Consider the following 21164-nt stretch of genomic DNA (forward strand, 5'->3'; position numbering starts at 1 on the left):
ATATAGACTTAATCATATAGAAAACGCTAATACTGAATAGTCATAAAATCATTCGTGATACCAAGAATATAACCATCCGGATATCCCTTTACTTTTGCGACGAAAACGAGGCATGATATTGATTTCTACTTCAGAATTTGCATCAGATAATAAAAAAATGCGGTTTGTAAAGTTAAAAGTACAACAAGCTACAAACGGTATGAAATGGATTAAGTTATTTAGAACATTAAAAGATGATTTTCAAATAGGTGGAGAAATTGAATTAGACCATATTGTCCAATATCCGAAAGATTATATTGTCGGAACAAACAGAAGAGTATTACTTCCGTATAATGAGAGAATATATAAAGTGCAAGGTACTAAAAAAAAGCTAGGTATAAAAGTAAAGGAGAAAGGATATCTATTTAAAGAATTTCAGCGGAAATTTTCACATTTCACATTACTGCCAGAATGCAAAAGGGTAGCAACAAATAATGAAAATGAATTATTTCCTTTAGTTGCACCAAAAGGATTAGAGACCATAACATTAGAAATTTGGTCCGAAAATATAGTATTGGAAATAGAACAAGCATTATTTGATAGTGAAATAGTTTTAGCTAAAATAGGAGAAACATCTTATGTAGTAAATGCAGATTCACCAGTATTATTAAAGATTGTAAGATTTAATATGGAAAAAGTGTTACAAAATCCATATAAAATGCAGTATTGCCAAAAATATAAAACAAATCTTGTAGATGATGTTGTAAAAGCAGTTCATGCTACGGCAGGTAAGCGAAGTGATACGACATTAGCATTAATCGCAATGAAGAAGTGTGATGGAAGAGAGAAGATTGATCCGAAACAAATTATTCGTGAAGGATTTGCACGAACAAAACGTATTTCAACATTTATTAATTTATTTATAGGTCAAAGTGTATCTCGTGAAACAATTGTAACTAGTATTTTTAATTTATTAGAACAAAAAGGATTTTTGAAAGGCAATTGGAATAAGAGGAATTTGCCTTGTACATATGTCAATTTATCAGTTGAACGAATCTCGAAGTTTGATTTCTTGCCTATTATTTCAAAAATAAAAGGTAAAGAAATATCATATAAATTATATGGGGATACGGAGTGGCAACCAATCGACTATATGTTATTACATATAAATAAACATAATGTATTTTTACCACAACCATCAAAAAGAAATGATGTGGGTGCCCGTTTTAAGGAATTTGTATCTGAAACATTAATGGGAATGTTACAACATACGCAAAAGGAAAATGAACAAGTTTATTTCATTGTAGATGCGAATTTGAGAAAATATTGGATTAAAGAGTTGCAAAATGAAAAAATTAATATAGATATTGTACCTGAGATTATTCCAGATATGTTAAAGGTTCCGAATTTAAATGTTATAAGAATAAATACTGCTTTTGATGTACCAAGCTTTGTTGTAATAGAGCGTGAAAATGATATGGATAGAACTGGATTATATGCGGATCAAACAGGGATGTATTATAGCACTGGTGAATATCCATTAAATTGTAGTGACACAATTCAACAATATATACTTGAAATTCTACCATTAGGTGTAAAACATGTAGAAAGGGAATATATCGCTAAAATGATACATTTCATGTGTTGTAATTCAAGTATACTTTCGGAAAAAAATGTGCATATGCCATATTCTATGCATATGGCTAAAGTAATAAAGAGTTATGCCACTGATATAGATGCAAGAGAGTTTAAAGAATTCGATGATGAATTAGATGTTGATGTAATAAAGAGAGAAAAGAAAGATTCAATAGTGCTAATTTAAATAATAGTAAACAAATCCTGTTCATTATACCGATCAGGATTTGTCATTTGTTCATGTAAATATAGCTATCCTTTGTCATGTATCTTTTCTATTTTGTATTTACTTTATAAACATTCAGGATTAAGATGTTTTTTAGAAATACAAAAACTGAATCCCATGGAAAATTAATTTTAAAACTTAATAGAAATTTGAAAGGAATGGGGAATTGTGAAGAAATTAGATGTATTATTAATGCTACTGAGCGGCCTCTTTCCAATTGCAGGAATGTTAAAACAAATCCCTCTTGAACAATCTTTATATATTGGAGGACTTTTATTTTTTACTAGTTTCGGTAGTTACTTTGCAAAAAAGATATATTCACGTATATGTAGCTGGATAGCATATGCACCATTTATAACACTACTGTTAGTTATTTGGAATCAGGATATTTCAACAAGTGCTATAATAGCAAATGCTAAAATTGCCGCCTGTATCGCTTTAATACCTTGTATATTTCGCTTTCGTACATACGGGCTTACTTTAGGTTTATTCTCATTATGGGCCGCTTTATTATGGGATATAAAAGAAGTACAGTCGTTAGTCATACTTGAGCGTATGACGAGTTTAATGACAAGCAATTACGTATATCTTCTACTCTTAGCTGGAGGACTTATATTAGGTGGATTACTTGCGGCGTTAATACACCGTAAAGAGAAGGATGATAATAAAGAAAATATAAATCTATTTCAACAAAAAAAGAAACGCAAAAAACTATCATTTAAGATGCCACTTCCAAGATTACCGAAATTTAAGATGAAATTATTTAAGTTTGGTGGAAAAGGTTCTAAACGTAAAACGCCAGAAAAAATACGTAAGCATACTTACGAAGAATCAGCTCCAGCTGCAACATATGAAATGTCGGAGCAAATAGATCAATATAAAGAAGATACTGTTCAAGGACAAACGAGGATGGAACGTCGTAAAAATAGGTATAATGCATAATAAATTTCAGTAAACCTTTAATGATTTATCGTTAAATTGATAAATTATTAAAGGTTTTTTATGTAATTAAATATAGATTGCCAATGAGAAATTCATAGCATATTCTAAAGTTGAGGACTTAAATAAAATAATGGGAGGACAAAATGCTTATTATTGCATATATTTCTGTCTGTATATTATTTTCAGTTAGTTTTTTACATATTTATTGGGCTTTCGGGGGTAAGTGGGCGACAAATAGTGTCATTCCAACTAAAGCTGGAGAAAAGGCGTTTACACCAGGTGTAGGAATGACATTGTTCATTGCGTTATTATTAAGTATGGCAGCAATGATTTTATTACAACAAACAAATATTATTCATTTCAAAGTTCCCAATATTTTTATTCAAATGGGATCCTGGGTTTGTATGGTTGTTTTTTTCATAAGAGTAATTGGTGAGTTTCATTATTTTGGTATCTTTAAACGAAAAAAAGGTACGCAGTTTGCTAGAATGGATACTGTTTTATATATACCACTTTGTGCATTTTTATCATTATCCTTTTTATTATCAATTATAAAGTGAACTTAGGAAAGATAATCATGTAATGTATTTAGTAAATAAAGATGCGGATATTAAATAAGAGGTTTCTGTGCAATCAGAAACCTCTTATTTTTTGTGATTGTAAACATTCTATTATCTTATTTATTTAATTAAGATAATAGAATGTTTATATTTGAAAGAAATGAATTGGGATTTAGTTATTACTACTATGAATGATGCATTTTCTTCATTTTTTTGGTCCCTAAAATACAACTAATAATTGCGAGTAATGCATTTGAAGAAATAAAGTTTACGGTCCAATAAATTCCTGTTCCAGCGATTATATCGATAATTATAAATCTTTTAATTGCCGAACTTTTGACTACATGAAAAACAAATTGATTGTTATTGTTATCCAATGTTATCACATCCCTTATCTAATATATGACAAGGCATGCTTGTTCTAGTCTCCATGATAGATAATACACAAAAAGAGTAATTAGCAGAAGCATATAAAGTAGTTATATATAAAGGATAACTTATTGGAAGTTAAATTCTTAAATTAAGTGAAAAAAATAAAAATCATAATTTATCCTGCGTTATTGATGGAATATTATGTTTTACTTAAGAGGTTATGCGGAAAGTTTGAAGTAGAATTCTTTCATTAAAAGTACGATTCCCAGCAGAAACAAGACTTCAATTGAGAACCAAAACATACTTTTTTGAGGTTTTTTAAACTCCATAATAATTGATGAAAATAAAAAAATTGCAATCAGTATGATGATTAAGAGTCGGATTATATCAACCATTCATAAAACTCCTATTATTTAATCAATACTATTATATAATCTTTTCCAAAGATATAGAATGCTAGAAACATTTTATTATAATTTCAATAAATAGAACAGACGGTGTATAGTATCTGTTTTTCTGCAAATTAATTCAAACGTGTAGTGGAAAGTAATAAAAGTGATAAATCCACGTTTTAATAAAAGGATGTAAGCGTATTCTTAGCGAATTATAGATAATTAAGAGAGGCGGTGACACTATGAAATATGTAAAAGTTAGCATGAATGGTGGAAGTGAGCACAAGTTCTTAATGACTTTAGAACGATTTGAAGAGCTTATTACTACAGAGAATGGATTATTAGAAAATAAATTAGTTTGTATTGAAAATGTAATGATTAACCCTACTAATATATCTTCCGTAGTTGAAAAAATTGGTGTACCTGCTAAATTTATGGAAGTTTAAAGGTAAGTAGATAAAAAACATCCATGGGGATGTTTTTTGTTTATAAATAAAGTAATTGTACAATGAATATATGAGCAGATTTTAATAGTAATCATGTAGGCTATCAAGAATGAATGGATATAGAAAGGTCTTTTCTAGCGATCCAATGTGTATGTATCTCTTTGGCATCTAGATATTGTGCTTTTTCATGCACAATGTAATACGTACAAGCATATAGTATGTAATAGGACAAGATCTTCGTGTCCTACTAAATACTCAGAAAAAACCTCTAATCACAATAGAGCATCCAATAGCAGGGTGCTCTTATTTTTTATGAAAAATGTAGCTTCATAAAGGTTTCGTTACAATTATAGTTTTCATTAACTTTTGATTTTAAACTTATCTTTAACGTTAATAAATATTATGGTTAATATAATAGCAATAATTAAATTAGACAAATAGAAGTCTTGGTGAATCAGTAGTTCGAAGATGACATCGAATGTATACAATAAAGCGACAGCAGGTAATATACAAATAAATATAAATCTCCAATTTTTTAAATAATTTTTATAATTAGTAAGTACTTTCTCCATTCATATTGCTCCTATATTTTTTATTTTCTATATAATTATACATTTAAATAAAAAGATTTACAAAGTATTTAAAAAATATTTAGCAACTAATGTGATTTTGGGAGATAGTTAAGGAGGAAGCAAAAAATATTATAGATCTATAGATTGAGAGAAATATAGAGAAAGCTTTTGTTAAAAACTTAGATGGTAGCAGCAATCTGTGTAATAAACGATTTGATTTTAAAAAGGCTTTTAAACATCTAGACTAAAATGATACACTATAATCTACGTTATTTTAGAAATGAATAGAGGGATTTATATGATAGATAAAATTAAAAATGTTGTTGAGGATATGTATGAAGATGAAGCAAAACATTTACTTCAAAGTATTCTCATACAGTTAGATGTATTAGACGGGAATTATAGCGAAGATATGCTAAAAAATTTAACGAATATCCCTAAGCAATTGACGAGTCATACAACTCAGGAAAAGAATTTAGAAGAAAGTACACACATTCATATTGCCTTTGATGATTCAACAGCTGGATGTTTAAAATATATGTTGAAACAAGAAGGATTACACGAGGAGAATGTTGTTTCATACTCTGAATTCTTTTCAATTGGTCCCATACATCAATTACATACGAATGAAGGTCAATTAGCAAGATCACAGTGGTTATTAAATAACTTAACTTCTTATGATTGTTATTTTGAAGAAGAGTATTTACCAAGATTTAAGGAGACTTTAGAAGAGCTACATTCAATTCCGAATGAAACACCGATTACCATTTGGAAGGCGGATAATGCCCATGAGCATGTAGGACTTTGTTTTGCACTTGCGCAATTAAAAAATAAGAAAAATATTCGTGTTATAAATACTTCTGAAGCGAGTAGAGAAATATTAAAACAAGATTATGATATTCGTGGAACTGGAGAATTATCTCCTGAAATTTTAGCTCTTTTCCAAAAAAGTTTTGTGGAATTTCCGTATTTAACTGAAGAGAAGCGGATGAAGTTTGCACATGAGTGGGATAGATTATCGCAAAGCATGGAGTTTTTAAGAGTTTGGAAAGACGATGAAGTGCATTCTGTACAAGAAGGTTATTTTGATCAATTCATTATTGAGTGTGCAAAAAATGTAGGAGCAGATAAAGAATTTCATAAAGCTCCGAGAGTAATAGGTGAAGCACTTGGTCTTGCGGATCAATTGGTTGGGGATACGTTTTTGGAATATCGCTTGAAAGAATTAATTAAGCAAGAAGTATTTGAATATGAAGGTTCATTAGATCAAATGCGTTTTTATAGTGTGAAGTTAAAAAAATAATAAATATATCCAGTGTATGAAAAAGTTCGTATTTTTAAAATGCGAACTTTTTTCAATTGAATTTAGGCTATACATAAGCTTCCTATAGTTAACGAATTACATATGAATGTTAAAGGAAATGAAAAGAAGGTGATTTGTTAATATGTATAACCAACAAAACTATCCATATGATCAAGGGATGTATTATAATCCACAAAACTACGGTTATGAATCTGCAAATGAAGTGAGAGATATTGAACAAGAAGATTACAGGCCAGATGATGCGGAAGATGCTCCAACGTCACCACCACCGTCACAAGCTCCGTCGTTACCGTCCACATTTGCTTCTCCAGCACAAGCAGGTAATATGAAATCATGGATGTGTAACTGTCTAGGAAGATGGGGCTATTTACGTTTACATCGACCTGGTCCTTTCGGAAGAGATTTATGGTTCTTTCCAACTGAGGTAAGAAGAAATGGGGTTTCAGGTTATACTTGGCAAGGTGGTCGCCGTCGTAAAGTAAGTTACCGATATCAACAAATTAGTAACTTTATGTGCTTCGCATAAAGAAAAGTGAGCGAGTAGAATACTTTTACTCGCTCACTTTTTTATTTTTCAATATACGAAGTAAGATTTTAATTAAAAATTTACAATTTTCACGTTTTTATTAAAGTATAATGCATATGTTGGTTGATTTTCAAAAACAAGTGAGAGTGAGGGAATGCAATGTCAATGAAAAACAAAGTGGGCCTAAGAATAGAGGATGGCATTAATTTAGCTTCAGCTCAGTTTAAAAAAGATGCGTATGAAATTTATAAAGAATCGAGAAAAGTCCAGCCTATATTATTTGTAAATCAAATTGAAATCGGTAAAGAATGGCTCATTACAAGATATGAAGATGCTCTGCCGCTTTTAAAAGATAATCGCTTAAAAAAAGATCAGGCAAATGTGTTTCCTCAAGATACAAAGAACATGTATCTTTCCGTTGACAATAGTGATCATTTAACAACGCACATGTTAAATTCAGACCCACCTAACCACAGTCGTTTACGATCTTTAGTTCAAAAAGCTTTTACACCGAAGATGATTTCACAATTAGACGGAAGAATTCAGAGAATAGCGGATGATTTAATAAGTGAAATAGAGCGGAAAGGTACATTAAATCTTGTGGATGATTATTCATTCCCATTACCGATTATTGTAATAAGTGAGATGCTTGGCATTCCAAAAGAGGATCAAGCGAAATTTAGAATTTGGTCTCATGCTGTCATTGCATCGCCAGAAACACCTGAAGAAATAAAAGAAACCGAAAAACAACTATCTGAGTTTATTACATATCTTCAATTTATAGTTGATGTAAAACGAAAAAATCCAAAAGAAGATTTGGTTAGTGCGTTAATACTTGCAGAAAATGAAGGGCAGAAACTTAGTGCTCGAGAGCTATATTCAATGATCATGTTATTAATTGTAGCCGGACACGAGACAACAGTGAATTTAATAACAAATACGGTATTAGCACTTCTTGAAAATCCGAAGCAATTACAGTTATTAAAAGATAATCCAAAATTAATTGATTCAGCTATTGAGGAAGGATTGCGTTATTATTCTCCAGTTGAGGTGACAACTGCAAGATGGGCGGCTGAGCCGTTTCAAATTCATGACCAAACAATCCAAAAAGGAGATATGGTTATTATCGCATTAGCTTCCGCAAACCGTGATGAAACAGTATTTGAAAACCCAGAAGTATTTGATATTATGCGTGAGAATAACCGTCACATTGCTTTCGGACATGGTAGTCATTTCTGTTTAGGAGCTCCACTTGCTAGGCTAGAAGCAAAGATTGCTATTACTACTCTGTTTAAAAGAATGCCTGAACTACAAATAAAGGGCGATCGTGAAGATATTAAATGGCAAGGAAATTATTTAATGCGTTCTTTAGAGGAATTGCCTTTGACTTTCTAGAATAGTTAAAATGAGACATGCATACATTGAAAATGTTTTACATAGAGTATGTATGTGTTATTTAAATTCGAAACGGAAGGGTGAAAACATCCCAATGATCAACTAATTCTATTTTTAAGAGATCTTCGTTAAAAAACGAAATATTCTTCTGAATAGGATTAGTATGTACATGTATAGAAAAGGGATGTGTTTCGCACTGCGAAAAATATAGTCTTTTCATATGATTTGTGCTGCCTCCTGTTCAGAACATGAAATAGGAGGCTTTTTTATGTCGACGACTATAGAACCGAAACAAAATCATGGGGTATCACAAGTATTGAAAAATCGATTTGTACAGGGAATTCTTGCATCAGCATTATTTTTACAAATAGGAATATGGGTTCGAAACTTTGCGGTATTATTGTATGTTATGGAAATGACGAAAGGTGATGCTTTCGCTATATCAATGATTTCAGTTGCTGAATTCGCCCCGATTTTTATATTCTCATTCATTGGTGGAACTTTTGCTGATAGGTGGAAGCCGAAGAGGACAATGATATGGTGTGAAACGTTAAGTTCTATTTCAGTATTCGCTGTATTAATTACACTTATGTTTGGAACGTGGAAAATTGTGTTTTTTGTGACGCTAATCTCTGCAATCCTTTCGCAGTTTTCTCAACCATCTGGAATGAAGTTGTTTAAACAACACTTATCGACGGAACAAATTCAATTAGCAATGTCGATATATCAAACGATTTTTGCGATATTTATGGTGTTAGGACCAATTCTCGGAACATTTATTTTTCATAGTTTTGGAATTTATATTTCAATCATTATAACAGGTATCGCGTTTTTACTTGCTGCAGGTGTATTGTTATTTCTTCCGAAAGATCTTGAAAACGAAGCAGAAAAGAAAGACATCACGCTGTTGCAGGAAATGAAGGATGGTATTAAATACGTCAAAAAGAAAAAAGCATTAACTTTACTTGGATTATGTTTTATGGCAGCAGGACTAGGAATAGGCTTAATTCAGCCACTAGGCATATTTATTGTAACTGAGCAGTTAGGGTTATCAAAAGAGAGTTTACAATGGTTACTAACAGTAAATGGCGCAGGGATGATTGTTGGCGGAGCTTTAGCGATGGTATTCGCAAAAAACGTTGCGCCGCAAAAAATGTTAATCGTAGGTATGCTTGGTCAGGCTATTGGAATTGGTATAATTGGTTACTCCACAAATTTATGGGTGACACTTACGGCACAACTTTTTAGTGGGTTAGCTCTACCGTGTATTCAAATAGGTATTAATACACTTATTATACAAAATAGCGATACGGATTTTATTGGTAGAGTAAATGGCATTTTAAGTCCACTGTTCACCGGTTCAATGGTAGTAACGATGAGTATTGCTGGTTCATTAAAGGAGATGTTTTCGTTAAGTATGATGTACGAGGGGACGGCTCTACTATTTGTTATTGGATTATTGTTTATTTTACCTATATACAATTTAAAGCCAGTAATAGCAGTAGAAAGTGAAATGAATGGTAAAGGAAGTGCTGTGCAACATGAATCCTAATCCAAACGTTAAATACCCAATTGAAGGAAATCAAAACGTTCATTTTATAAAAAATACAATAACGAAATCTAATATACTTGTTGGTGACTATTCTTATTATGATGCGAAACATGGGGAAACATTAGAAGATCGAGTATTATATCATTATGAATTTATTGGAGATCGTCTCTTCATTGGCAAGTTTTGCTGTATTGCATCTGGAGTTACCTTTATTATGAACGGAGCGAATCATCGAATGGATGGATTTTCAGCTTATCCGTTTAATATTTTTGGGAATGGATGGGAGAAGTTTACACCAGATTTGTCTGATTTACCGTATAAAGGAGATACAGTTATAGGAAATGACGTTTGGATTGGTATGGATACAACGATTATGCCCGGAATTAAAATAGGAGATGGTGCAATCATTGCAGCGAAATCTGTTGTGACTAAAGATGTGGCACCATATACAATTGTTGGTGGAAACCCTGCAAATAAAATAAAAGAGAGATTTTCAAATGAAATAATAGAAGAATTATTGCAAATTCAATGGTGGCATTTTGACATTGAAAAGATAACTGAAAATATCGATGCTATTGTACGAGGGCATATAGAAACATTAAGAAAGCTAAAAAGGTAATAAAAAATAGATGACAAAGAGTATCATACCTCCGAATTTTGTTAATGATAATAGAACAAGGAGGTGTGATACTATGGCACAAGACGTTTTATGTGAAGTAAACAATTGTAAATTTTGGGCTAACGGTAATAAATGTAGTGCAGATGCAATTTATGTAGTTAGTCATAAAGGGAAACAAGCATCTACAACGGAAGAAACAGATTGCAAAACTTTCGATCCAGAATTGTAAATTTTTGAGGGGTAGCCAAATCGTGGTTGCCCTTTTATTAATACTAGTATTGATAATAAATCTCATTTTCATTCATTATTTTTAACTTTTTCTGTTATTTTTTTATATTTTCTTCATAAGTGATGTAATCCAACGTAGTTCATGCTCAATACGTGATTTAGTAAATTCAACAACTTCTGTAATAAAAGGTGAGACAACGTCAAGGGATTGGATGGCTGTAAGTTGTTTTTGAAGCACGTTTTGGCGCGTAGTTAAAATTTCTATTCTAGCCTCGTAATCAAGTTTGTCGAAAAGCGCGATACGTACAAGGACCTCAGTGTTGTTTGTCGCAATCTTTTCGGGGAATTCTCTTAACATTTCATAAAAAATTTCTTTTCCTGTTTCTGTTATATTGTACATATTTCGGTTTGGTTTTCCGACTTGTTTCTGTACATTTTTCGTTATGGCTCCCATGTTTTCAAAACGCCGAAGAGTAGGGTAAAGCATGTTATGATTTAATTCAAAATTATTGCCTAACCGATTTTGAATATTTTTCTTTATTTCATAGCCATGTTTTGGCCCTGTTGTTAATTCTGCAAGTAATAAAATATCAACATACATAAAAAAGCCTCCTCATATATTTCTCAAGTTTTCATTTGAAAAGTTTTGCTATGTATATGTTAAAATAACATATGTTAGTTTATACAACTTTGAATTACCTACCTATCACTTTTATTGTAAAAGAAAAGGGAGGAAAGAACTATGGATTCACCTGAAAATGTTATTTTAGTTCATGAAATTTCAAAGCTAAAAACAAAAGAAGAGCTGTGGAACCCGTATGGATGGTATCAATTTATGAGGGATAATCACCCAGTACATTATGATGAAGAGCAAGATGTTTGGAATGTTTTTTTATATGAGGACGTGAATCGTGTTTTATCAGACTATCGCTTATTTTCAAGTAGAAGGGAGCGGAGACAATTCGCAATCCCTCCTTTAGAAACTAGAATAAATATAAACTCTACAGATCCGCCAGAACACCGTAACGTACGTTCAATTGTTTCTAAAGCATTTACTCCAAGAAGTTTAGAACAGTGGAAACCTCGTATACAAGCTATTGCAGACGAACTTGTAAAAAATATAAAAAAGTATGATGAAGTTAATATTGTTAATCAATTTGCTGCACCTTTACCTGTTACCGTTATATCAGACCTATTGGGAGTACCTACTACAGACCGTAAACAAATTAAAGAATGGTCTGATATATTATTTATGCCGTATAGTAAAGAAAAGTTTAATGATCTGGATGCCGAGAAAGGGATTGCATTAAATGAATTTAAAGCATATCTTTTACCGATCGTTCAAGAAAAAAGATATCATTTAACCGATGATATTATTTCAGATTTAATACGAGCTGAATATGAAGGTGAAAGATTAACCGATGAAGAAATTGTAACTTTTTCATTAGGTTTATTAGCAGCTGGTAATGAAACGACTACAAATTTAATTATTAATAGTTTTTATTGCTTTTTAGTGGATTCACCTGGAATTTATCAAGAATTAAGAGAAGAACCTAAATTAGTTGCAAAAGCGATTGAGGAAGTATTACGCTATCGCTTTCCTGTTACATTAGCTCGGAGGATTACAGAGGATACAAACATATTTGGTCCTTTAATGAAAAAGGATCAAATGATTGTTGCATGGGTTAGTGCAGCAAATTTAGATGAGAACAAATTCTCACATGCTTCTAAGTATAATTTACACCGCATAGGAAATGAAAAACATTTAACCTTTGGTAAAGGTCCGCACTTTTGCTTAGGGGCACCGCTTGCACGTTTAGAAGCGGAGATTGCATTAAGTACCTTTATAAATGCTTTCGAAAAAATAGAGTTATCTCCATCTTTTAATTTAGAAAGATGTATATTGAAAAATGAGCAAACTTTAAAATATTTACCTATTCGCTTAAAAACTCAATAAAACGTTCAACAAGGTACATTGTATTGTACCTTGTTTTTTTATTTCTCAATTGTAAAATTTTAGTGTGTTTTATAGTATGGAGGTGTGTGAAAAAAGCGTAGAGGAGGATGCTTATGTTAACGTGCAATGGGAGTAAAACGTTTCAAACATTTATTAAAGCTGTAACTGATTTAATAAATGGTGATTTATTAGAAGAAGAAATCGTGTGTAAAATTGAAACATTACTAGAAGAACTTTTAGAAAAGAAAACATGGCTTCCGTTAGATAAACAGAAGTCAAATTCGGCTCAATATGCACGACACTTACTGTATGAAGATCCATTAAAACGTTTTGAAGTATTAGCTCTCGTATGGAAAGATGGACAATCTACACCATTACATGATCATGATGGCACATGGGGAGTAGAAGGCGTTTTTTCAGGAAGGATAATGGTGCAGAACTTTGTTCAAACGAAGCAGCTTGGAAATTCACTTTCTTATTTAACACATACAGGAAATCTTTATTTGGGAGAAGGCGAAACAGATAAAGTAATTCCACCAGCTGATTGTCATATTCTAGAAATATCCGAAAATGAAAGCGCAATCACTATTCATATATACGGAAAGCGTTTAGAAAAGTTTAAAGTATATATCCCAACAGAGGAAAAAAATGTATATATGTGTGAGACAAAATATATTAGTTATAATTAAAAATAAAATCCAAAGCTTTTCTTTAAAAAGAACAGCTTTGGATTTTATTTTTAATTATTTCTTGACATGAAACGCTTTTCATAAATTATAAATAAGGAGTACTTCACGAGATTCGTATGAAAACGATACCTTTTATTTAATAAAAACTCGTGTATTTATAGAAAGTGGTGAAGAAATAATGAAATTAATCGCAATTGATCTAGATGGAACTCTTCTTTCAGGGAATAAAATGATTAGTAAAGAGAATGCAGAAGCAATTCGAAAATGTCAAGAAGCTGGCCATGTTGTAGCAATTTGTACAGGACGTTCTATTATGGATATTGAACGACTATTATTAGAAGTTGGTTTGGAATGTCCGATTATCGCAGAAAATGGTGCGCTTATATATAAAGATAAAAAAATGATGAAGAGATATCCAATTCAAAATATGCAGGCACTTGAGATTGTAGAATATCTTGAAGAGAATGGCTTGTATTATCAGCTCTATACTAATAAAGGTGTGTATGTACCCGATTATGGAGTAGAGAGTGTACGTAATGAAATCGAGTATGTGAAGAATGTAAAAGAAAATTTCGATTTGAAAGAGTTAGAAACGATTGCTGCATTATACCTTGAGCATACAGCATTTCATAGCACAGAAAGTTGTAAACCAATTGTAGAAATGGATATACATGTGCATAAACTTTTACCGTTTTCTTATGACATAGGGAAATTAAAAAAATTAAAAGAAACGTTTCTGCATAATACGGATTTAGCTATTACATCTTCCTATTGGCATAATTTAGAGATTAACCATCGAGATGCTCAAAAAGGAAATGGATTATATACTTTAGCAGAACATCTTAATATTCCAGTTGAAAACACTGTAGCAATAGGCGATGGCTTAAACGATGTTTCTATGATGGAGAAAGCAAATATATCAATTGCAATGGGAAATGCAGTTGAAGAAATAAAAGCGATGTGTAAATACGAAACGTTAACAAATGAAGAACATGGTGTCGCACATGCTTTATATAAATATGTAATGTAATAAAAGGAAAAAAAGAATCCAAAAAGATTCTTTTTTTCTTTTTATTAGGGGTAAGGTATTCTATGAGATTCATAGAAGCCTTATTACACCTCATTATATAGAATATATTGGAATAAATGTTTATATTTTTCATGAAAGTTGTGAATTTTTTGTGAATTTTATGATTATTATATTTTTATCCCGCATTAACGGGCAGTAAGACCCCTCACCTCAAAATTCAGCGGAAGCAAAGAAGTTAGGTGGGGAATCAACTGCCCGTAAAAGCCCGATTGGTTCAACTAATAATCAGTGGGGGATGAACAAAACCCCCACTGATTAAAGTTTCACTTTATACTTCTACTAGTAGCGCATAACATTCCCATATTATTTTCTGTTTTTAATTGAAAAATAGAATTTGTTTGAATAATTATTCTACAGCTATATACCTAGGAGCACTTTCTTCGTATAATGAAGAAGTATGAATTTTGAATTTGTATAAATTTTACATATCGAGGTGAAAAAGGAATGAATGCGCGGCTAATGGAACTTATTGATGTGAGTACAATAGAAACCATGGCAGAACAATTTTATAAATTAACCAACATATCACATCAACTTCTTGATGCTGAAAACGAATGTATATTTTCATTTGGAATTAATGAAATGAAAGTATGTAAACTTCCAAAAATTGAAATCCCCCTTTTCTTATACAATCAATATTTAGGATCTTTTGTTGTATGGTCCAAACGAAGCGAAATTTTCAATTGCCAAAAATATTTTGAAATGCTTTCTAACCTTATTATAACTGGGGTGAAAAAAGAAGTTCAAAGTAAAAATATATCGTTACTTTCTCGAAAAGAGGAAGAACTACATACGATCTTACAAAACATGCCTGTTATGGTTGATGCGCTTGACTATAATGGAGATTTTGTTTTGTGGAATCGAGAATGCGAGATTGTAACAGGTTATACTGCTGAAGAAATAATTGGGAATCCAAACGCTCTTCAATTACTGTATCCTGACCATAATTATCGCCATCAAATACAAAATAAATTTTTGACTTGTGGAAAAAATTTTAGAGATTGGGAAATGAGTTTAACATGTAAAAATGGAGAAATTAAAACGATAATGTGGTCCAATATATCAGAGCAATTTCCTGTAACAGGATTTAGTTACTGGGCTGTTGGGGTAGATATTACACATTTAAAAGCAATAGAAGAGCAATTAAAACAACAAACCTCTGAATTAGAATTAATTTTCAAAGCTTTACCAGATTTATGTTTTTTAACAGAAGATGATGGGACAATTATAGATTATAAAGCAGGATTCCCTACAAAATTTTACGTGCCCGCAGAAGCTTTTATGGGAAAAAAGTTTTACGAAATATTACCGTCTCCAGTAGCGCAGCAATTTCAAGAAGCAATTCGCCAATTGAAAGATGAAGGAAAGAATGTAATTGTAGAATATCCTCTAACAATTAATGGAAGTATTGATTTCTTTGAAGCTAGATGTTTACCATTATTACATGATAAAATTATGATCATTGTCCGCGATATTACAGAGCGGAAAAAGGCAGAAGAATTGCTAAATAAATCAGATACACTTGCGGCAATTGGTCAATTAGCAGCCGGTGTAGCTCATGAAGTGAGAAACCCATTAACTGTAATTAAAGGATTTATACAGTTATTCCAAATTAATAAAGAGGATCAAGAGAAATATTTTGACCTTATGCTTTCCGAAATAGAAAGAATAGAAGCAATTCTCCAAGAGTTTTTGTCGATTGCTAAAACTGATGAAATAAATACAGAAAAGAAAAATATTTATCAAATTTTTAAAAATGTCGTATCACTAATTAATACAAAAGCAATCATGACAAATATTCAAGTTGAACTATTTACAGATTCCGAAGAGATAATCATTGAATGCTCAGAAAATCAATTGAAACAAGTTTTTATTAATATTTTGCAAAATTCAATTGAAGCAATGCTAAATGGTGGGAAAATTTCAATTCATATAAAAGAAATACATAAAAATGGTGTCATTATTAGTGTAATAGATGAAGGAATAGGAATACCTGAAGAAAGAATTAAAAGATTAGGTGAACCTTTTTATAGTACGAAAGAAAAAGGTACCGGTATTGGATTGATGTTAAGTTATAAAATTATTGAAAGTCATCAAGGAACAATAAGTATAATGAGTGAGGTTGGTGTCGGGACAACTGTAACGATTTACTTGCCAAAAATGCAGAGTAAACAATCTCTATCAAATTGTGATGATAGATGTATTTCAATACGTTCTAATATTAAATCTTAAAATACTTAATACCCAATAACAAAGCTAAGCTTTTGTTATTGGGTATTTTTATATTTAATTTAGTAAACTTTACCTTTTCTTTATGTTTGTTTTAATTTCTATTAAGTTTTGAACGTTATATTTATATGCGTACAAAGTAATGTGTGGAAATTGTACATTACTTTTAATATAGAAAGCGTAAAAGTATTAAAAATGTTGTAAGGAGGAGATTATGACGAGGTGAAAAAGAAAGAGAAAAAGAGTGGTAGAGCAATACCGATGCGCTTAAATATTTTATTCTTTTGTGTATTTTTATTATTTTCTGCCATGATTATACAGTTAGGTAAAGTACAAATTGTCGATGGAGAGACATATAAAAATGAAGTAGAGAAGAGAGAAAATGCAACTGTGAGTCTTTCTGTTCCGCGTGGGAAAATATTTGATCGAGAAGGGAATCCAGTTGTTGATAATAAGTCTTTACGCACGATTACGTATACAAAGATGAAAGGTGTAAAATCAGAAGATATACTAAAAACTGCAAGACAACTTGAGGAAATAATTGAAATGCCGCAAGAAGATATTGACAAGTTAACTGAGACGGATAAGAAAGATTTTTGGATGCAATTAAATCCAAAACTTGCACAAAATTTAATATCAAAAAAAGAAATAGACAAGTTTAGGGAAAAAGATATTACGGGTAAAGACCTAGATAAGAAAATAGAAGATTTAAGAAGAAAGCGTGTTACAGATAAAAATCTTCAAGAGTTAACAATTCAAGATATAAAAGTGTTAGCTATTAAAAGTAAAATGACTGCAGGTTACCAAATGGCTCCTCAAATTATTAAAAAAGATGTGAGTGAAAAGGAATATGCAAAAGTTAGTGAAAATTTAGGGAATCTTTCAGGGGTAGACGCATCGGTTGATTGGGAGAGACACTATGTAAATGATGGCTTATTTCGTTCAGTCCTTGGAAACGTTTCGAATGCTGATGAAGGATTGCCACGTGAACGATTAGATTATTATTTAGTGCGTGATTATAGCCGAAATGACAGGATAGGGAAAAGTTACATTGAGCAGCAATACGAGGATGTGCTTCACGGCTCGAAAAAAGAAGTGAGAAGTATAGCTGATAAGCAAGGAAATACAATGAGAATGGAAACAGTTTCTGAGGGGAAAAGTGGGAAAAATTTAACGTTAACAATTGATATGGAATTACAGAAAAAAGTTGAAGAGAGCATAGAAAAAATATTAAAGGCATATAAAGGTTCAGAATCAATGTTAGACCGTGCTTTCGTTGTAATGATGAATCCGAAAAACGGCCAAGTATTATCAATGGCTGGGAAAAAGCTTATAGAAAAAGATGGAAAAACGGAAGTAGAAGATTATGCTTTAGGTACGATGACAAGTTCATATGAGCTTGGATCAACTGTTAAAGGTGCAACAGTATTAACAGGATTTGAAACGAAAGCTATAACACCAGGTACATATTTTTATGATGCACCAATGAAGTTTAAAGGAACTAAGGAAAAAAAGTCTTGGAAAGAGTTCGGAAATATTGATGATCTAAGGGCGTTACAAGTTTCTTCAAACGTTTATATGTTTAATACAGCATTGAAAATTGCAGGAGTAGATTATGTGAAAAATAGTTCGTTAAATATTAAACAGGAATATTTTGATAAAATGAGGTATTATTTCAGGCAATTTGGATTAGGTGTTCCAACTGGTATTGATTTACCGAACGAAACAGCTGGACAAATTGGTAAAAAAGATAATCAACCTGGTTTCTTACTAGACTACTCGATTGGACAGTATGATACGTATACACCACTTCAGCTTGTACAGTATATTTCGACTATCGCAAACGGCGGTTATCGAATGAAACCACAAATTGTTCAAGAGATTAGAGAACAAACCGCTCAAAAGGATGAAATCGGTAAAGTGATGCATGCAATAGAACCTGTTGTTTTAAATAGAATTGATATGAAAGAAGAATATATCAATCAAGTAAAAGAAGGGTTTAGAAGAGTATTCCAAGAAGGAGATGGAACGGGAGTAAGGGCGTTCCAAAAAGCACCGTATAAACCAGCTGGCAAAACAGGAACTGCACAGACTGTATACGGTGGAGAAAGTGATATTGGGAGAAATGAGAAAGGCGATCGTATAGAATGTTATAATTTAACATTAGCAGGATACGCACCATATGATGATCCAGAAGTAGCATTTTCCGTTGTAGTACCATGGGTTAAAAATGATAAGTCTGGTATTAACTCTGATATTGGAAAAGAAGTTTTAGATGCTTATTTTGATTTGAAAAATATGCGATTAACTGGCGAAGCACTAAAAATAGATGACTCTAAAGAGAATTAAAATATACGAAACGTCTCTAGCATTTATATGAACTAGAGACGTTTTTACATACGAATAGATTAGAAATGAGGTATATATGAAGCAATTGATTCTAAAAGATTGGAGAAAAATATGTAGCTATATTTTAATTATAATAGGAATTATTAGTATTAATAAGTCATTTTTATTTTGTATGGTAGAAGGAATTTCGATGCAACCTACTTTGAATGAAAATAATCGCATACTAGTTAATAAGGCTAGTATCTATTTTTCTTCTTTTCATCATGGTGATATTGTAATAATAAAAAAAGAAGACGAGCCTACATACTACGTGAAACGAATTATTGGATTACCAGGGGATAACGTACAAGTAAGAAACGATGTGGTATATATTAACGGTAAAAAGCGAGATGAGTTGTATATACAGTTAGATATGTCACAAGTATCAAATCGTTTTTCAAACTTTAGAGAAATGAAAGTTCCCTCGCATAAATTATTTGTATTAGGGGATAATCGTAATCATAGTATGGATAGTAGGAATACACTTGGACTGATCGATGAGTCACATGTAATAGGTAAAGTAAAAATGGTATATTATCCATTTGATCAAATAAAATGGTTAAAATAATTCTATTAATTATTCACGTTTTATAAAATAATTCATATATTGATAGCATAGGACAAGCAGAAAAGCTTATCCTAACCTCACAGAACACTCCTTATCACAGTTAGGCATCTACTTATGTAGATGCCTTTTCCAATGACTAAAAATTATTTATCAACCTAAAGTAGCAAGCGTATTGGGACTATTAGGGGAAGATTTCTTGTAATAATAACAGTACGATTAATAAGAACATTGAATTGTAAGGAGTGAGAAATACGTGTTGAATATTTTAATAGTTAATTTTCCTGCAGAGGGACATGTAAATCCTACATTAAGTTTAGTAAAGGCCTTTACTGAAAGAGGAGATAACGTACACTATATTACAACGGAAAACTTTAAGGAAAGGCTTGAAGTTTTGGGAGCTATTGTACATACTCATCCGGATTTATTAAAGGAAATTTCTATTGATAATGAAACTTCATATGGATTAAAATCTTTCTTTCATGTACATGTTCAAACTTCTTTATATATATTAGAAATTACGAAAGAATTATGTAAAAGCATAAATTTTGATTTCGTAGTTTATGATATATTTGGTGCTGGAGAGTTAGTAAAGGAATATTTACAAGTTCCAGGTATAGTTTCCTCTCCTATATTTTTAATTCCACCAGAAGTATTGGAAACCTTGCCTTTTCATCCAAATGCAGAAAAACAATTCCAACCCGATGAACTCTCTAAAAAGTTACTGTATCAAATGGAACATGAATTTGGAGTAAAGCCCAAAAATAATCTTCAATTTATGCAAAATAAGGGAGACATTAGTCTCGTGTATACAAGTCGTTATTTTCAACCTAATAGCGATTCGTTCGGAGAAAACAATGTTTTTATTGGGCCGAGTATGATAAAGCGCAAAACAAATATAAAGTTTCCACTTGAATTGCTTTCAAAAAAGAAAGTTATTTATATTTCAATGGGAACACTTCTTGAAGGGCTCGAACCATTCTTTAATACTTGTATTGATGCTTTTTCAGATTTCGAAGGGATTGTAGTAATGGCGATCGGTGATAGAAATGATATGTCAAAAATTAAGCAAGCTCCAGACAATTTTATTATATCCCCTTACGTACCTCAATCAGAAATATTAAGTGAATCAAATGTTTTTATTACACATGGTGGAATGAATAGTGTACACGATGCAATTCATTACAATGTCCCATTTGTGATAATACCGCATGATAAAGATCAACCTATGATAGCGCAAAGATTAACTGAACTTGAGGCAGCACATAGATTATTGAAAGAGCATGTTAATGTGCAAACTTTAAAAGAGGCGGTAACAGACGTTCTTTCAAATGAAAAGTATAAACATGGCATTCGAAAACTGAATGAAAGTTTTTTAGAGTGTGGTGGTTCCAAAAGAGCCATTGCAGTTATTGATGCTCTTTTAAATAAATAGTTCGGACAATATACAAGCATAGAGGCTCTACCTCTATGCTTGC

At 31.6% G+C, this 21164-nt stretch carries 20 protein-coding genes; 17 read left to right on the forward strand and 3 right to left on the reverse strand.

Annotated elements, in window-relative coordinates:
* Window positions 1–118 precede the first annotated feature (118 nt).
* From JDS81_RS23620 to JDS81_RS23630, 3 genes are all read left to right on the forward strand, one after another.
* Window positions 119–1801, forward strand: a complete 1683-nt coding sequence (locus JDS81_RS23620; protein WP_242481387.1) for an RNaseH domain-containing protein — start codon at window positions 119–121, stop codon at window positions 1799–1801.
* Window positions 1802–2008: 207 nt separating this feature from the next.
* Window positions 2009–2782: a DUF3959 family protein gene (locus JDS81_RS23625; protein WP_097952696.1), complete on the forward strand. Its 774-nt coding sequence runs from the start codon at window positions 2009–2011 to the stop codon at window positions 2780–2782.
* Between the two features lie 143 nt (window positions 2783–2925).
* Window positions 2926–3342 carry a DUF3995 domain-containing protein gene (locus tag JDS81_RS23630; RefSeq protein WP_087969337.1) on the forward strand — a complete coding sequence of 139 codons (417 nt, stop codon included), beginning with the start codon at window positions 2926–2928 and terminating at the stop codon, window positions 3340–3342.
* Between the two features lie 185 nt (window positions 3343–3527).
* On the opposite strand, the gene JDS81_RS23635 is transcribed toward JDS81_RS23630, so the two are convergent.
* Window positions 3528–3719: a hypothetical protein gene (locus tag JDS81_RS23635; protein ID WP_000369809.1), complete on the reverse strand. Its 192-nt coding sequence runs from the start codon at window positions 3717–3719 to the stop codon at window positions 3528–3530.
* Between the two features lie 629 nt (window positions 3720–4348).
* Here JDS81_RS23635 and JDS81_RS23640 point away from each other — a divergent pair.
* Window positions 4349–4552, forward strand: a complete 204-nt coding sequence (locus JDS81_RS23640) for a hypothetical protein (RefSeq protein ID WP_097952694.1) — start codon at window positions 4349–4351, stop codon at window positions 4550–4552.
* A 359-nt stretch (window positions 4553–4911) separates the two neighbouring features.
* Here JDS81_RS23640 and JDS81_RS23645 read toward each other — a convergent pair whose 3' ends face one another.
* Window positions 4912–5124, reverse strand: coding sequence for a hypothetical protein (locus JDS81_RS23645; protein ID WP_097952692.1), 213 nt, complete (start codon window positions 5122–5124; stop codon window positions 4912–4914).
* Between the two features lie 298 nt (window positions 5125–5422).
* Between JDS81_RS23645 and JDS81_RS23650 the strand changes: the two genes are divergently transcribed.
* The 6 genes from JDS81_RS23650 to JDS81_RS23675 all read left to right on the forward strand — a co-directional run bounded on the left by JDS81_RS23650 (window position 5423) and on the right by JDS81_RS23675 (window position 10769).
* The gene (locus tag JDS81_RS23650) at window positions 5423–6427 is read left to right on the forward strand and encodes a DUF1835 domain-containing protein (RefSeq protein ID WP_097952690.1); all 1005 of its coding nucleotides are present in this window, start codon (window positions 5423–5425) and stop codon (window positions 6425–6427) included.
* Window positions 6428–6569: 142 nt separating this feature from the next.
* Window positions 6570–6974: a hypothetical protein gene (locus tag JDS81_RS23655; protein WP_000282698.1), complete on the forward strand. Its 405-nt coding sequence runs from the start codon at window positions 6570–6572 to the stop codon at window positions 6972–6974.
* A gap of 159 nt (window positions 6975–7133) precedes the next feature.
* Complete coding sequence (locus tag JDS81_RS23660; protein ID WP_097952688.1) at window positions 7134–8369, forward strand: cytochrome P450 family protein; 1236 nt, start codon at window positions 7134–7136, stop codon at window positions 8367–8369.
* A gap of 268 nt (window positions 8370–8637) precedes the next feature.
* Window positions 8638–9921: an MFS transporter gene (locus tag JDS81_RS23665; protein WP_000108180.1), complete on the forward strand. Its 1284-nt coding sequence runs from the start codon at window positions 8638–8640 to the stop codon at window positions 9919–9921.
* The gene (locus JDS81_RS23670) at window positions 9911–10540 is read left to right on the forward strand and encodes a Vat family streptogramin A O-acetyltransferase (protein ID WP_001069238.1); all 630 of its coding nucleotides are present in this window, start codon (window positions 9911–9913) and stop codon (window positions 10538–10540) included. Before JDS81_RS23665 ends, JDS81_RS23670 begins: the two co-directional genes overlap by 11 nt.
* 73 nt (window positions 10541–10613) lie before the next feature.
* A complete protein-coding gene (locus JDS81_RS23675) occupies window positions 10614–10769 on the forward strand; it encodes a DUF1540 domain-containing protein (RefSeq protein ID WP_000046090.1) in 156 nt (51 codons plus the stop codon).
* Window positions 10770–10871: 102 nt separating this feature from the next.
* On the opposite strand, the gene JDS81_RS23680 is transcribed toward JDS81_RS23675, so the two are convergent.
* Window positions 10872–11369, reverse strand: coding sequence for a PadR family transcriptional regulator (locus tag JDS81_RS23680; protein WP_000289117.1), 498 nt, complete (start codon window positions 11367–11369; stop codon window positions 10872–10874).
* A gap of 141 nt (window positions 11370–11510) precedes the next feature.
* Between JDS81_RS23680 and JDS81_RS23685 the strand changes: the two genes are divergently transcribed.
* The 7 genes from JDS81_RS23685 (at window position 11511) to JDS81_RS23715 (ending at window position 21121) form a co-directional block, all read left to right on the forward strand.
* A complete protein-coding gene (locus JDS81_RS23685) occupies window positions 11511–12725 on the forward strand; it encodes a cytochrome P450 (protein ID WP_097952686.1) in 1215 nt (404 codons plus the stop codon).
* 113 nt (window positions 12726–12838) lie between these two features.
* Window positions 12839–13414 carry a cysteine dioxygenase family protein gene (locus JDS81_RS23690; RefSeq protein WP_097952684.1) on the forward strand — a complete coding sequence of 192 codons (576 nt, stop codon included), beginning with the start codon at window positions 12839–12841 and terminating at the stop codon, window positions 13412–13414.
* A 178-nt stretch (window positions 13415–13592) separates the two neighbouring features.
* Window positions 13593–14444 carry a Cof-type HAD-IIB family hydrolase gene (locus JDS81_RS23695; protein ID WP_097952682.1) on the forward strand — a complete coding sequence of 284 codons (852 nt, stop codon included), beginning with the start codon at window positions 13593–13595 and terminating at the stop codon, window positions 14442–14444.
* Window positions 14445–14948: 504 nt separating this feature from the next.
* The gene (locus JDS81_RS23700) at window positions 14949–16736 is read left to right on the forward strand and encodes a PAS domain-containing sensor histidine kinase (RefSeq protein WP_142316294.1); all 1788 of its coding nucleotides are present in this window, start codon (window positions 14949–14951) and stop codon (window positions 16734–16736) included.
* 219 nt (window positions 16737–16955) lie between these two features.
* Window positions 16956–19082, forward strand: coding sequence for a peptidoglycan D,D-transpeptidase FtsI family protein (locus JDS81_RS23705; protein WP_097952678.1), 2127 nt, complete (start codon window positions 16956–16958; stop codon window positions 19080–19082).
* A gap of 76 nt (window positions 19083–19158) precedes the next feature.
* The gene (gene lepB / locus JDS81_RS23710; protein WP_087969327.1) at window positions 19159–19689 is read left to right on the forward strand and encodes a signal peptidase I; all 531 of its coding nucleotides are present in this window, start codon (window positions 19159–19161) and stop codon (window positions 19687–19689) included.
* A 253-nt stretch (window positions 19690–19942) separates the two neighbouring features.
* Window positions 19943–21121 (forward strand): macrolide family glycosyltransferase, encoded by a 1179-nt coding sequence (locus tag JDS81_RS23715; protein WP_097952676.1) that lies wholly within the window; start codon window positions 19943–19945, stop codon window positions 21119–21121.
* The last annotated feature ends 43 nt before the right edge of the window (window positions 21122–21164 follow it).

The sequence above is a fragment of the Bacillus cereus group sp. N31 genome (assembly GCF_016483245.1).
GTDB lineage: Bacteria > Bacillota > Bacilli > Bacillales > Bacillaceae_G > Bacillus_A > Bacillus_A toyonensis.

Excerpts from the sequence above, each read along its gene's own strand:
- JDS81_RS23630 (WP_087969337.1), top strand. The coding sequence starts at position 2,926 with ATGCTTATTATTGCATATATTTCTGTCTGTATATTATTTTCAGTTAGT.
- JDS81_RS23640 (WP_097952694.1), top strand. The coding sequence starts at position 4,349 with ATGAAATATGTAAAAGTTAGCATGAATGGTGGAAGTGAGCACAAGTTC.
- JDS81_RS23645 (WP_097952692.1), bottom strand. The coding sequence starts at position 5,124 with ATGGAGAAAGTACTTACTAATTATAAAAATTATTTAAAAAATTGGAGA.
- JDS81_RS23650 (WP_097952690.1), top strand. The coding sequence starts at position 5,423 with ATGATAGATAAAATTAAAAATGTTGTTGAGGATATGTATGAAGATGAA.
- JDS81_RS23655 (WP_000282698.1), top strand. The coding sequence starts at position 6,570 with ATGTATAACCAACAAAACTATCCATATGATCAAGGGATGTATTATAAT.
- JDS81_RS23660 (WP_097952688.1), top strand. The coding sequence starts at position 7,134 with ATGTCAATGAAAAACAAAGTGGGCCTAAGAATAGAGGATGGCATTAAT.
- JDS81_RS23665 (WP_000108180.1), top strand. The coding sequence starts at position 8,638 with ATGTCGACGACTATAGAACCGAAACAAAATCATGGGGTATCACAAGTA.
- JDS81_RS23670 (WP_001069238.1), top strand. The coding sequence starts at position 9,911 with ATGAATCCTAATCCAAACGTTAAATACCCAATTGAAGGAAATCAAAAC.
- JDS81_RS23675 (WP_000046090.1), top strand. The coding sequence starts at position 10,614 with ATGGCACAAGACGTTTTATGTGAAGTAAACAATTGTAAATTTTGGGCT.
- JDS81_RS23680 (WP_000289117.1), bottom strand. The coding sequence starts at position 11,369 with ATGTATGTTGATATTTTATTACTTGCAGAATTAACAACAGGGCCAAAA.
- JDS81_RS23685 (WP_097952686.1), top strand. The coding sequence starts at position 11,511 with ATGGATTCACCTGAAAATGTTATTTTAGTTCATGAAATTTCAAAGCTA.
- JDS81_RS23690 (WP_097952684.1), top strand. The coding sequence starts at position 12,839 with ATGTTAACGTGCAATGGGAGTAAAACGTTTCAAACATTTATTAAAGCT.
- JDS81_RS23695 (WP_097952682.1), top strand. The coding sequence starts at position 13,593 with ATGAAATTAATCGCAATTGATCTAGATGGAACTCTTCTTTCAGGGAAT.
- JDS81_RS23700 (WP_142316294.1), top strand. The coding sequence starts at position 14,949 with ATGAATGCGCGGCTAATGGAACTTATTGATGTGAGTACAATAGAAACC.
- lepB (WP_087969327.1), top strand. The coding sequence starts at position 19,159 with ATGAAGCAATTGATTCTAAAAGATTGGAGAAAAATATGTAGCTATATT.